The sequence below is a fragment of the Pseudomonas sp. E1BtOHC1 genome, assembly GCF_058744285.1.
On sequence record NZ_CP196023.1, the window covers coordinates 7,010,886 to 7,023,183 of the forward strand.

General features: G+C 61.9%; 15 protein-coding genes. 5 read left to right on the plus strand and 10 right to left on the minus strand.

Annotated features, from left to right (window positions below; translation table 11 throughout):
• Window positions 1–3: 3 nt before the first annotated feature.
• The 4 genes from rlmH to ACSSVC_RS31790 are packed head-to-tail and all read right to left on the minus strand — an operon-like array spanning window position 4 to window position 2,873.
• Window positions 4–471 (minus strand): 23S rRNA (pseudouridine(1915)-N(3))-methyltransferase RlmH, encoded by a 468-nt coding sequence (gene rlmH, locus ACSSVC_RS31775; protein ID WP_011063671.1) that lies wholly within the window; start codon window positions 469–471, stop codon window positions 4–6.
• Window positions 472–480: 9 nt separating this feature from the next.
• The gene (rsfS, locus tag ACSSVC_RS31780; protein ID WP_404937739.1) at window positions 481–903 is read right to left on the minus strand and encodes a ribosome silencing factor; all 423 of its coding nucleotides are present in this window, start codon (window positions 901–903) and stop codon (window positions 481–483) included.
• Between the two features lie 60 nt (window positions 904–963).
• The gene (gene nadD / locus ACSSVC_RS31785) at window positions 964–1,608 is read right to left on the minus strand and encodes a nicotinate-nucleotide adenylyltransferase (RefSeq protein ID WP_092309649.1); all 645 of its coding nucleotides are present in this window, start codon (window positions 1,606–1,608) and stop codon (window positions 964–966) included.
• Entirely contained in the window at window positions 1,608–2,873 is a 1,266-nt protein-coding gene (locus ACSSVC_RS31790) for a glutamate-5-semialdehyde dehydrogenase (protein ID WP_446440396.1), read from the minus strand. Before ACSSVC_RS31790 ends, nadD begins: the two co-directional genes overlap by 1 nt.
• Window positions 2,874–3,048: 175 nt before the next feature.
• Here ACSSVC_RS31790 and ACSSVC_RS31795 point away from each other — a divergent pair, with 175 nt between their 5' ends.
• Window positions 3,049–3,735, plus strand: a complete 687-nt coding sequence (locus ACSSVC_RS31795; RefSeq protein WP_346635667.1) for a DNA-3-methyladenine glycosylase — start codon at window positions 3,049–3,051, stop codon at window positions 3,733–3,735.
• Window positions 3,736–3,781: 46 nt separating this feature from the next.
• The gene (locus ACSSVC_RS31800; protein ID WP_346635666.1) at window positions 3,782–5,098 is read left to right on the plus strand and encodes a bifunctional DedA family/phosphatase PAP2 family protein; all 1,317 of its coding nucleotides are present in this window, start codon (window positions 3,782–3,784) and stop codon (window positions 5,096–5,098) included.
• A 43-nt stretch (window positions 5,099–5,141) separates the two neighbouring features.
• Here ACSSVC_RS31800 and ACSSVC_RS31805 read toward each other — a convergent pair whose 3' ends face one another.
• The 3 genes from ACSSVC_RS31805 to ACSSVC_RS31815 are packed head-to-tail and all read right to left on the minus strand — an operon-like array spanning window position 5,142 to window position 6,818.
• Window positions 5,142–5,732, minus strand: a complete 591-nt coding sequence (locus tag ACSSVC_RS31805; protein WP_346635665.1) for an LON peptidase substrate-binding domain-containing protein — start codon at window positions 5,730–5,732, stop codon at window positions 5,142–5,144.
• A gap of 10 nt (window positions 5,733–5,742) precedes the next feature.
• Window positions 5,743–6,459, minus strand: a complete 717-nt coding sequence (locus ACSSVC_RS31810) for an LrgB family protein (RefSeq protein ID WP_346635664.1) — start codon at window positions 6,457–6,459, stop codon at window positions 5,743–5,745.
• The gene (locus ACSSVC_RS31815) at window positions 6,456–6,818 is read right to left on the minus strand and encodes a CidA/LrgA family protein (RefSeq protein WP_346635663.1); all 363 of its coding nucleotides are present in this window, start codon (window positions 6,816–6,818) and stop codon (window positions 6,456–6,458) included. Before ACSSVC_RS31815 ends, ACSSVC_RS31810 begins: the two co-directional genes overlap by 4 nt.
• A gap of 179 nt (window positions 6,819–6,997) precedes the next feature.
• On the opposite strand from ACSSVC_RS31815, the gene ACSSVC_RS31820 reads away from it, so the two are divergent.
• The 3 genes from ACSSVC_RS31820 (at window position 6,998) to ACSSVC_RS31830 (ending at window position 9,945) form a co-directional block, all read left to right on the plus strand.
• Entirely contained in the window at window positions 6,998–7,453 is a 456-nt protein-coding gene (locus ACSSVC_RS31820; RefSeq protein ID WP_346635662.1) for a MaoC family dehydratase, read from the plus strand.
• 103 nt (window positions 7,454–7,556) lie between these two features.
• Window positions 7,557–9,275 carry a C13 family peptidase gene (locus ACSSVC_RS31825; RefSeq protein WP_346635661.1) on the plus strand — a complete coding sequence of 573 codons (1,719 nt, stop codon included), beginning with the start codon at window positions 7,557–7,559 and terminating at the stop codon, window positions 9,273–9,275.
• 28 nt (window positions 9,276–9,303) lie between these two features.
• Window positions 9,304–9,945 (plus strand): oxidoreductase, encoded by a 642-nt coding sequence (locus ACSSVC_RS31830; RefSeq protein ID WP_492611869.1) that lies wholly within the window; start codon window positions 9,304–9,306, stop codon window positions 9,943–9,945.
• A gap of 61 nt (window positions 9,946–10,006) precedes the next feature.
• Here the strand turns inward: ACSSVC_RS31830 and ACSSVC_RS31835 are convergent, their stop codons facing one another.
• The 3 genes from ACSSVC_RS31835 to mpl are packed head-to-tail and all read right to left on the minus strand — an operon-like array spanning window position 10,007 to window position 12,265.
• Window positions 10,007–10,294 carry a YceK/YidQ family lipoprotein gene (locus tag ACSSVC_RS31835; protein WP_404937741.1) on the minus strand — a complete coding sequence of 96 codons (288 nt, stop codon included), beginning with the start codon at window positions 10,292–10,294 and terminating at the stop codon, window positions 10,007–10,009.
• Window positions 10,287–10,919: a flavin prenyltransferase UbiX gene (gene ubiX / locus ACSSVC_RS31840; RefSeq protein ID WP_102865334.1), complete on the minus strand. Its 633-nt coding sequence runs from the start codon at window positions 10,917–10,919 to the stop codon at window positions 10,287–10,289. Before ubiX ends, ACSSVC_RS31835 begins: the two co-directional genes overlap by 8 nt.
• Window positions 10,916–12,265, minus strand: coding sequence for a UDP-N-acetylmuramate:L-alanyl-gamma-D-glutamyl-meso-diaminopimelate ligase (mpl, locus tag ACSSVC_RS31845; RefSeq protein WP_123724375.1), 1,350 nt, complete (start codon window positions 12,263–12,265; stop codon window positions 10,916–10,918). Before mpl ends, ubiX begins: the two co-directional genes overlap by 4 nt.
• Between the last annotated feature and the right edge of the window lie 33 nt (window positions 12,266–12,298).

The following is a 12,298-nucleotide window of genomic DNA, read 5'->3' on the forward strand; positions in this document are numbered from 1 at the left end:
GGGCTACTTGTGGTAAGGGTGCCCGGACAACACGGTCCAGGCGCGATACAGCTGTTCACCGATGAGAATCCGCACCAGCGGGTGCGGCAAGGTCAGCGGCGACAGCGACCAGCGCTGATCCGCTCGCGCGCAGACTTCCGGCGCCAGCCCTTCCGGGCCGCCGACCATGAAATTCACGGTGCGCGAATCGAGGCGCCAGCGATCCAGTTCCACCGCCAACTGCTCGGTGCTCCAGGGTTTGCCGTGCACCTCAAGAGTGACGATGCGCTCGTTATGCCCGACCTTGGCCAGCATGGCTTCGCCTTCCTGACGGATGAAGCGAGCCACGTCGGCGTTCTTGCCTCGGGTATTAAGCGGAATTTCCACCAGTTCCAGCGCCAGCTCGGATGGCAGACGCTTGGCATATTCGTGCCAACCCTCTTCCACCCACTTGGGCATGCGTGAACCGACAGCGATCAGACGCAGGCGCACAGCCGTCCCTTATTGCTGGTCTTTGTTGAGCTTGGTGAAGTGCTCGTGACCATGCTCCGGGCTGTGGTGCTTGCCGTCAGCCGCGCGGCTCTGCTCGGCGCCCTGCCACAGACGCTCCAGGTCGTAGAACTGGCGGGCCGAGGCGGTCATCATGTGCACGATCACGTCGTCCAGGTCCAGCAGCACCCAGTCGCTGTCGCCCTTGCCTTCTTCACCCAACGGGCGCACGCCCTGGGCCTTGACCATTTCGCGGACCTTTTCCAGCATCGCGCTGATCTGGCGATTGGAGGTACCGGTGGCGATGATCATGTAGTCAGTGATGCTCTGCTTGTCGCGAACATCGATCACCAGGATGTCCTGGGCTTTGACGTCTTCCAGCGCGGCAACAGCCACCTTGACCAGATCTTCGCCTTTCATTACTTGGTTAGTCATATAAAACTCGTTCAGCTCGTATGTTTGGAGCGCCGCTCAGCACAGGCCGGCAGCGTTCCTTCAGTTCGGCGCACGGTAAAGTCCGTGAGCATCGATATAGGCCAGGACCGCGTCAGGCACCAGGAAACGTACCGACTTACCGCTGGCCAGCAGTTGACGGATCTGGGTGGCGGACACCGCAAGCGGCGTCTGCCAGACGAATGCAATGTGTCCCCCCGGCCCTTGCAGGGCCAGTGGGTCGCTCACCGAGCGCGCCGCCAACAGGTTGCGCAAGGCATCCGGTGGCTCGCTGTCGGCATCCGGGCGTTGCAGCACCAGGATGTGGCAATGCTGGAGTAATTCTTCCCAACGATGCCAGGTGGGCAGGCCGCAAAACGCGTCCCAGCCCAGTAACAGAAACAACTGGTCATCCGCGGCCAGCTCGGCCCGCATTTGTTCCAGGGTGTCGATGGTGTAGGACGGCTTGTCCCGCTTCAGCTCACGGTCGTCCACCACCAGGGGGGAAACGCCCGCCACCGCACATTCGACCATTGCCAGACGATCGAGCGCCGACACCTGCGGTGTATCCCGATGAGGCGGCCTGGCACTGGGTGTCAGGCGCAACTCATCGAGTTGCATGGATTCCGCCACCTCCAGCGCACCACGCAAGTGGCCGATATGCACTGGATCGAAGGTGCCGCCCAGCAGACCGATACGTTTGCCCATCAAGTGCGCACGTGACCGTCGCCGAAAACCACATACTTCTCGCTGGTCAAGCCTTCCAGCCCAACCGGGCCACGGGCGTGCAGCTTGTCGGTGGAAATGCCGATCTCCGCCCCCAGGCCATATTCAAAACCGTCGGCAAAGCGCGTAGAGGCGTTGACCATGACCGAACTGGAATCCACTTCGTTGAGGAAGCGCCGAGCGTCACTGAAGTTCTCGGTGACGATGGAGTCGGTGTGGTGCGAACCGTAGGTATTGATGTGCTCGATCGCCTGCTCCAGGCTGTCCAGCACCCGGATCGAGAGGATCGGCGCGGTGTACTCGGTGCGCCAGTCTTCTTCAGTCGCTTGCAGCACATCGGCGCCGAGAATTCCTCGGGTTTGCTCGCAGCCACGCAGCTCGACGCCCTTGTCGCGATAGATCGCAGCCAATGGCGGCAGCACACGGTCAGCGATGGCGGCATGAACCAGCAGGGTTTCCATGGTGTTGCACGGCGCGTAGCGCTGGGTCTTGGCGTTATCGGCAATACGAATCGCCTTGTCCAGGTCCGCCGCCACGTCGATGAACACATGACAGACGCCGTCCAGGTGCTTGATCACCGGCACCTTGGCATCGCGGCTGACCCGCTCGATCAGGCTCTTGCCGCCACGAGGCACGATCACGTCGACAAACTCGGGCATGGTGATCAGCGCGCCCACCGCAGCACGATCGGTGGTTTCCACCACTTGCACCACATGAGGCGGCAGATCGGCAGCCGCCAATCCCTGCTGAATGCAGGTGGCAATGGCACGGTTGGAATGAATGGCCTCGGAACCGCCCCGCAGGATAGTGGCGTTGCCGGACTTCAGGCACAGGCTGGCAGCATCGATGGTCACGTTCGGACGGGACTCGTAGATGATGCCGATCACGCCCAGGGGCACGCGCATCTTGCCCACCTGAATGCCCGAAGGCAGGTAGCGCATATCGCGGATTTCACCGATGGGGTCAGGCAGTTTGGCCACCTGACGCAGGCCTTCGATCATTTCGTCGATGCGTGCGGGAGTCAGCGCCAGACGATCCAGCAGAGCGGGTTCCAGACCATTGGCCCGGCCGTTTGCCAGGTCCTGCTCGTTGGCTGCGGTCAGTTCCGGTCGCGCAGCGTCCAGGGCATCGGCAGCCGCCAGCAGCGCACGGTTCTTCTGCGCAGTGGTGGCACGGGCGATCACCCGGGAAGCTTGGCGGGCAGCGCGACCCAAACGGGTCATGTAGTCAAGAACGGACTCAGTCATGGTCTGGTGTGGTCTTGGCAAAGAGGAAAGCGGCTGATTATAGCTGTCGCGCCCGTTCACGGACAGCGGTCACAGGCGGATGGTCGAAATGGAGTGTAAATACTCGTGCTTCAGCCTGAATTAAGCCTGGAGTTGTTACCATTACGTCACTTTTTCCGCCATAACCCTCGCCACCATGTCCATCCTGACCTCTGCGAACCTGCCCAAAGCCTTGCCTGACGGCTTTTTCGACCGTGATGCTCAGCTCTTGGCCCGTGAGCTGCTGGGCAAAGTCATTCGCCATAAAGTCGGCGAGCTGTGGTTGTCCGCGCGCATTATCGAAACCGAAGCCTATTACTGCGAGGAAAAAGGCAGCCACGCCTCCCTCGGCTACACAGAAAAACGTAAGGCTTTGTTTCTCGATGGCGGGCACATCTATATGTACTACGCCCGCGGCGGCGACTCGCTTAACTTCAGCGCCCAGGGCCCTGGCAATGCGGTACTGATCAAGTCCGCCTATCCCTGGGTCGACGCCGTCTCCGGCCCGGCCAGCCTGGCGCAAATGCTGCTGAACAACCCGGACGCCCGTGGCCGCCCGCGCCCCTCGCAGAAGCTCTGCGCTGGCCAGACCCTGCTGTGCAAGGCCATGGGCTTGAAAGTCCCGATCTGGGATGCAAAACGCTTCGATCACGAAACCCTCTTCGTCGAGGACGTCGGCAGCGCCGTGCCGCACATCATCCAGACCACGCGCCTGGGCATCCCCCACGGTCGTGACGAACACCTGATGTACCGCTTCGTCGATGCCGCCTATGCACCCCACTGCACAAGGAACCCGCTGCGCCGTGGCCAAGTCGAAGGTCGCGACTACCTGATCCTCGACTGATTACCGCAGCCCGTACCCGCCAGACACTGACAATGGAGTTGAATTTATGGGCCCATGGCTCGACAGCGTGACCGCCTGGCTGACCAGCAACCCGCAATGGCTGGCCGCCGCCGTATTTATTGTGGCCTGCGTGGAGTGCCTGGCCATTGCCGGCCTGATCGTTCCGGGAACGGTGCTGCTGTTCGCGATTGCCGTGCTGGCCGGCAACGGCGCGCTGTCACTGGGAGAAACCCTGCTCCTGGGGTTGTTCGGCGGCTTGCTCGGGGACGTGGTGTCCTACCTGCTGGGGCGACACTTTCACCAGAGTATCCGTCGCCTGCCAGGACTGCGCCATCATCCGGAATGGATCAACGGCGCCGAAGCCTATTTCCAGCGTTACGGCATCGCCAGTCTGTTGGTAGGGCGCTTCATCGGCCCGTTGCGGCCGATGCTGCCAATGGTTGCCGGCATGTTCGACATGCCATTTGCACGATTTTTCGCCGTCAGCCTCTTGGCTGCAGCAGGCTGGTCAGTGGCTTACCTGCTGCCAGGCTGGGCCACTGGCGCGGCGATTCGCCTGCCGCTGCCCGAAGGCTTCTGGCCACAAGCCGGTGTCGTAGTCGGCAGCCTCGCGGTGCTGATCGGCTTGAGCGTCGCCAGCAGCCTGCGTCGTCATCGCCGGGCGACCCTGCTGATGTCCGGCCTGAGCCTGTTGATCCTGGCAGGGCTGTTCATCGGCTACCCCTATCTCACGCAGTTCGACCAGGGCCTGATCGCCCTGGTACAGGAACACCGGAACCCGACCCTGGACAAGATCATGGTGATGGTCACCCAGATCGGCGAATTTCGCGCCATGTTCATCATCAGCGCGGTACTGACCCTGCTACTCCTGGCCCTGCGCCAATGGCGCCAAGCCGTATTCGCCGGCGCGACCCTGATGTGCACTGCACTGGCCAACACCGGCAGCAAATGGTTTTTCGCACGGGTACGTCCCGAGGTTCTGACCGAGCCCCTCACCAGTTTCAGTATGCCTAGCGGCCACTCTTCTGGCTCCTTCGCCCTGTTCCTGACCCTGGCGGTACTGGCAGGCCGTGGCCAGCCACCACGAATGCGCCTGACCTGGCTGTTGCTGGGCTGCCTGCCGGCGGCGTCCATTGCCTTGTCCCGGGTCTACCTGGGTGCCCATTGGCCAACTGACATTCTCGCCGGTGCCATGCTCGCAACCTGTGTCTGTGCCGCCAGCCTGACCCTGATTCAATGGCAAGGCCCGCTCAAGCCGATGTCGGCCAAGGTCTGGTGGCTGCTACTGCCGGTCATGCTGTTGATGTGCGGGTTCATGGCGACACGGCATCTGCCTCACGCCCTGCTGCGATATGCCTATTAAGAGTGCAAGCGGCAAGCTGTAGCCGCCGCTAGAGGTTCAGGGCTCAGGCGAAGAGTTCGCCTTGCAGCTCATCCAGCAGTTGCTGGATGGCATCGAGACGCTGCTGCGGGTCATCCAGTTGCAGCAGGTCGATCTTGTCCTGTTCGGAAAAAGGCAGCAGGTAGGCCAGTTGATTAGCCAGGGACAACTGCCCCGCCGCCTCGCTGCCCATGTCCAGGGCCTCCACCATCGGATGCTCGGCCAGGGCCTTGAGCAGCGCGATCAGGTCTGCGTCCTCATCCTGCAGTGGTTGCTCCGCAGCCTCCGGCAGCCACTGGACCTGGGCCACCGTCAGTTGGTCTTTCTGCACTTCGCTCTCGAGCACGCGGAAACGCCGACCACCCTTGACCCTGATTCCCAGGAGCCCATTGTCCTGCTGGTGAAAGTCGGTAATCAGTGCCTCGCAGCCCACCAGGGCATAGCCCGACGCGGCACTACCGACCTCCTCACCCTCCAGGATGCACACCACCCCGAAGCCGCAGCCCTGCTTCATGCAGCGGCCAATCATGTCCAGGTAGCGCGCCTCGAAAATCTGCAGATCGAGGATGCAGTCAGGGAACAGCACGGTATTCAGGGGAAACAGCGCTAGGCTCATACATCAATCCTTAAACCAGCAAAGACACCGCCAACGGCAGCAGTACCGCCGTGGCCACGCCCATCAGACTCATGGCCAGCGCCGCGAAGGCGCCGCACTCCTCACTCTCCTGCAAGGCCACCGAGGTGCCCACCGCATGAGCGGTCATGCCCAAGGCCATGCCTCGCGCCTCAGGCCCATGAACGCCCAGGCGGTTGAGGATGCTCGGGCCGAAAATCGCCCCGATCACTCCGGTAATCAGCACGAACACCGCAGCCAGGGCCGCGACGCCACCAATCTGCTCGGCCACCAGCATGGCGATCGGCGAGGTCACCGACTTGGGCGCCATGGTCATGAGGATCATGTGCTCAGCACCGAACCACCATCCCAACAGCACCCCCAGACTGGTGGCCAGCACCCCGCCCACCACCAGCGTAGTCAATATCGGCCAGAACAATTGGCGGATGCGCCGCAGGTTGAGGTACAAGGGCACTGCCAGGGCCACAGTGGCCGGGCCCAGCAGAATGCTCAGAATCTCGGTGCTCTTGCGATACTCGGCATAACTCAAGCCACAGCCAAGCAACACACCAATCACCAGCAGCATGGACACCAGTACCGGCTGCAGGAACATCCAGCGAGTTTTCTCAAAAGCTGCCAACACCAGTTGATAGGCACCCAGGGTGATGCCGATACCGAACAGCGGATGGTGAATCACCGCCGCCCAGGCGCCCTGCCAATCGACATTCATTGGCTGTCCTCCCGGCGGGACTGGCGCTTGACCAGGCGCTGCATCAGCACGCCGACAAAAGCCATGGAGATCACCAGCGACAGCACCAGCGCTCCGGTGATTGCCCAGAAGTCCGCGGCGATATCCCGGGCATAAACCATCACCCCGACGGCAGGCGGCACCAACAGCAGTGGCAGGTAACGCAACAGACTGCTGGCCGCCAGGTTCAGCGGCTCGCCCACTTCGCCACGCACCACCAGAAAAACCAGCAGCAGCAACAGGCCGATGATCGGCCCTGGCAGTACGGGTAACAGCAGATGATTGAGCGCCGTGCCGAGCAATTGGAACAGCACCAACCATGTCAAACCGCGTAACAACATACCGCCTCTCCAGCCAGATCCCGTGGCGCATTATAAGCACGCAGGCGCTATGAACCGGCATTCGCCAAAAGCATGGATGTTTACCGGGAAGGATCGCCATGATGATCTAAAGTGGATACTTCAGACCACAAAGCACTGGGTCTAACACTAAAAAAATCGTTGAACCAAGGAGAGTCTCAATGCCCTATGTTCCTGTTGCAGAGCTCAAAGATTATGTCGGGAAGGAACTCGGACGTTCCGCGTGGCTCACCATTGACCAGGAGCGTATCAACCTGTTTGCCGAAGCCACTGGCGACTTCCAGTTCATTCACGTGGACCCGGCCAAGGCCGCGAAAACCCCGTTCGGCACCACCATCGCCCACGGGTTCCTGACCCTGTCGCTGATCCCCAAACTGATGGAAGACATCCTCGTGCTGCCCGAAGGCCTGAAGATGGTGGTCAACTATGGCCTGGACAGCGTGCGCTTCATCCAGCCGGTGAAAGTCGACTCCAAGGTGCGTCTCAAGGTCGAGCTGACCGACGTCACCGAGAAGAAACCCGGCCAGTGGCTGCTCAAGGCCACTGCCACCCTGGAGATCGACGGCGAGGAAAAACCTGCCTATATCGCTGAACCGCTGTCGCTCTGCTTCGTCTGAAATGCCCCTGATGCGAAACAGCTCACGCTGTTTCGCTCAACCTCTCTATATATAAGTCACACCGCTGCGGCATACTCGGTCCCCTAATTATCCGGAACCCGTTATGCGCCCACTTGTACCCCTGGTCTTGACCCTCTTGCTCAGCGCTTGCGGAGACGGCGAATCGCTGTTGCCGCCCGATGCCCGACTGCCCGACGGCGGGCGCTATCGCGGTGATCTGGTCAATGGCCTGCTCCAGGGACAGGGGCGCATCGATTACCCCAACGGCAGCTGGTACGCCGGCCAGTTCGACAAGGGCCAATGGCATGGCCAGGGCGAATGGCACGGCAGCAATGGCGAGGTCTACCGCGGCGAGTTCCAGCAAGGGCTGTTCCATGGCCAAGGCATCCTGACCACCAAGGACAGCAGCTACAGCGGCGGCTTCAAACTCGGGCGCCGGGACGGCGAAGGCACCCTCAAAGAAGACGGCATGACCTATCGCGGCGAGTTCAAGGCCGACCTGTACTCGGGTCTGGGCCGCCTGGAACTGGAGGACGGCAGCCAGTATCAGGGGCAATTCGCCAAGGGCAAGCCCAATGGCGAAGGCCAGCGCAGCGATGGCAGCGGCAACCAGTTCAGCGGTAACTTCGTCAACGGCCAACTGGAAGGCAACGGCACCTTCAACAGCGCCGAAGGCGACATCTATGTCGGTGGTTTCAAACACAACCAGCTCAATGGCAAGGGCCGCTACGAAAACTCCGACGGCGACGTCTGGATCGGCCAGTTCAAGGAAGGTGCCCTGGGTGGCAAGGGCGAGCTGATCGGCGCCGATGGCAGCCATTATGTCGGCACCTTCAGCGACTGGCGCTTCAGCGGCGAAGGACGACTGAACCTCAGTGACGGCAGCTTCTACATCGGCGGCTTCGACAGCGACAACTACCAGGGCCACGGTGTGCTGGTGCTGCGCGATGGCAGTGTGCAAAGCGGTGTCTGGAACAATGGCATGCGGGTTCGCGACGCCGACGGCAAACTACTGCCGGACCCATTGGAGACTGCCCTGCTGGTCCAGGGCCGCCTGCTCAAGGAGGCCCTCGATGCGGTGCCTGTCTCCACTCCGACCATCGAACTCTATAGCCTGACCCTGGCCGGCGACGGCAAGCAGAGCGTCTTCCTGCGTGAAGCCGACTACGTCAGCAACATGCTCGCGAGCCGCTTCGGCGCCTACGGTCAGATCCGTCTGGTCAACCACCGCGACCACCTGATGAATCGGCCGATGGCCACCCGGGAAAACCTGCGCCGCGCCGCACAGACCCTGGCCGAACGCAGCGGCCCCGAGGACCTGGTGTTCATCTACCTCACCAGCCATGGCACCAGCGAGCACGAACTGGTGCTGGATCAGCCGCGCCTGGAGTTGGCCGACCTGCCGGCCGATGAACTGGCCATCGCCTTGGCGCCCTTGAAAAACCGCGACAAGATCATCGTTATCTCGTCCTGCTACTCGGGTGGTTTCATCCCTGCGCTCAAGGACGAACGAACCCTGATCATGACCGCCTCCCAAGCCGACCGGGTGTCTTTCGGCTGCTCCGAAGAGGCCGACTTCACCTACTTCGGCGATGCTTTGTTCGCCCAGGCACTGAACCAGACCGACGACCTGGAACATGCCTTCAAACTGGCCAGGGCCACGGTGGCCGAGCGTGAACAGGCAGATGGCTTCGAAGCCTCAGAACCACAGATCTGGGCCCCCAAAGGCGTCATCGCGCATTGGCAACAATTGCGCAAACAGCAGGCACGAAAAGCGCTGCAAAGTGTCTCTATAGGCAGCAAGGAAGCACAGAGCAACTAAGCTGAAACAGTATCAAGGGGGAATGACTATGTACTTGACGCCTCAGCACATCCTGCTCGCCGGCGCCTCCGGACTGACCGGAGAGCAACTGCTCGATCGCCTGCTCAACGAGCCCACCATCATTCGTGTTCTGGCACCCAGCAGACGCCCGCTCAGCAAGCACCCACGCCTGGAAAACCCCGTCGGCGATCCAGCGGTGTTCCTGCCGCAACTGAGCGGCAAGGTGGAGATCGCCTTCTGCTGCCTGGGCACCACGATCAAACAGGCCGGCTCCGAAGCGGCCTTTCGCGCCGTGGACCTGGACATGGTGGTGGCCTTCGGCAAACGTGCCCTGGAAATGGGCGCGCGGCACCTGATAGTGATCAGCGCCCTGGGCGCTGATCCCAAGTCGTCGACTTTCTACAACCGGGTCAAAGGTGAAATGGAAGAGGCCCTGAAACAGCAGGGCTGGCCACAGTTGACCATTTGCCGGCCGTCACTGCTGCTGGGAGATCGGATCGAACCGCGTCTGACCGAACAACTGGCCGGCCCGTTGTCGCGACTGATCCCGGGCAAGTACCACGGTATCGAAGCCTGCCAGTTGGCTCGTGCAATGTGGCGGCTGGCCCTGGAAGAGCAAAGCGGCACCCGGGTCGTCGAGTCCGACGAACTACGCAAACTGGGTAAATGAAAAATTCGCCAACAAGCCGGTTCTTGCATACACCTGCAGGAGCCGGCTTGCCGGCGAAGTGCTACAACCCACCCGTAGCCTGAAACCCCACACCCAATACCGTCAGCACCGACAACGGCAGCAGCAGGGTATCGAGCAGGGCACTGGCCGGCAGATCCACCCCTGGGTAGCTCGGTGCCTCGGCGCCAAAGCGGTCCATGGCGCAGCACCCACCCTGCATCGCATACAAGTCCAGGCGCGTTCCCGAATACACCACCGGAGCCCCGGGCTGGGCGGCATTCAAGGTGCGGACCGTGGCGCAGCCGCCCAGTTGCAGGGCGGCCAGCATAATCAGCAGCAGCTTATTCATCGCTGCTCAAATGGTGCTCGCCCCAGCGCGGCAACATGTCCTGCGGGATATTCAACAGATTGAGAATCCGCGCCACGACGAAATCCACCAGGTCATCGATGGTTTGCGGCTGATGATAGAAGCCCGGCGACGCCGGCAGGATAGTCACGCCCATATTCGACAACTTGAGCATGTGTTCCAGATGAATGCTGGAATAGGGTGCCTCGCGAGGCACCAGAATCAACTGCCGGCGCTCCTTGAGGGTGACGTCCGCCGCCCGCTCGATCAGGTTGTTGCAGGCACCGGTGGCGATGGCCGACAAGGTGCCAGTGGAACACGGCACCACCACCATCGCCGCCGGCGAGCCGGAACCCGAGGCCACCGGCGACATCCAGTCTTCCTTGCCATAGACACGGATCTGCCCCGCCGCCGCGCCGGTGTACTCGGTGAGGAAGGCCTGCATCATCTGCGGTTTGGGCGGCAGGGTCACATCGGTTTCCGTGGCCATGACCAACTGCGCGGCCTTGGAGATCAGGAAGTGCACTTCCCGATCCTCACGCACCAGGCAATCCAGCAGGCGCAAACCGTACTGGGCGCCCGAGGCACCGGTCATGGCCAGGGTGATGCGTTCCGGGCCGTTGCTCATTGCAGTGCCTCGGCCAGTTTGCCGTGCAGGCCGCCGAAGCCGCCGTTGCTCATGATCACCACCTGGGTACCGGGCTTGGCCTGGCTTTTCACCCGTTCGATGATGCCCTCAAGGGAGTCGCTGACAATCGACGGCACCGTACACAAGGCTGCCGTGGCCGCCAGGTCCCAGCCCAGGTTGGCCGGTGCATACCAGATCACCTGATCGGCCTGATTGACGCTTTCCGGCAGCCCATCACGGTGGGCGCCAAGCTTCATGGAATTGGAGCGCGGCTCGATGATGGCGATCACCGGTGCGTCGCCGACCCGCTTGCGCAGACCGTCCAGGGTGGTGGCAATGGCCGTTGGGTGGTGGGCGAAGTCATCGTAGATGGTCACGCCATGCACTTCGGCGACCTTCTCCATGCGGCGCTTCACGCTCTTGAACGCACTCAGGCCGGCAATGCCCATGGACGGCACCACGCCGACATGACGAGCAGCAGCCAGAGTCGCCAGGGCATTGGCCACGTTGTGCTGCCCGGTCAGCTCCCACTCCACCACGCCCTGGCTCACACCCTCGAACATCACTTCAAAAGCCGAACCGTCGGCACTGAGCAACTTGACCTGCCACTGGCCACCGGCACCGGTGGTCTGCACCGGCGTCCAGCAGCCCATCTCGATGACCCGCTGCAAGGCGGGCTCGGTGGTGGGATGAATCACCAGGCCTTCACTGGGGATGGTCCGCACCAGGTGGTGGAACTGCCGCTCGATGGCTGCCAGGTCAGGGAAGATATCCGCATGATCGAACTCAAGGTTATTGAGGATCGCCGTCCGTGGGCGGTAATGGACGAACTTCGAACGCTTGTCGAAGAACGCACTGTCGTACTCATCGGCCTCGATCACGAAGAACGGGGTGCCGCCCAGGCGCGCGGAGACGGCGAAATTCTGCGGCACCCCACCGATCAGGAAGCCCGGGCTCATACCCGCATGCTCCAGCACCCAGGCCAGCATGCTGCTGGTGGTGGTCTTGCCGTGGGTGCCGGCTACCGCCAGGACCCAGCGCCCTTGCAGTACATGGTCCGCCAGCCACTGCGGGCCGGAAACATAGGGCAGGCCTTTGTTCAGCACATACTCCACGGCCGGATTGCCCCGGGACATGGCATTGCCGATCACCACCAGATCCGGAGCCGGGTCCAACTGGGCCGGGTCGTAGCCTTGGGTCAGCTCGATGCCCTGGGCTTGCAGCTGGGTGCTCATGGGGGGATAGACGTTAGCGTCGGAGCCGGTGACGTGATGGCCCAGTTCTTTAGCCAGAACCGCCATCGAGCCCATGAAAGTGCCGCAGATACCGAGAATATGGATGTGCATAGTCGACCTCATAAAACATCGGCGCAGGTTAGC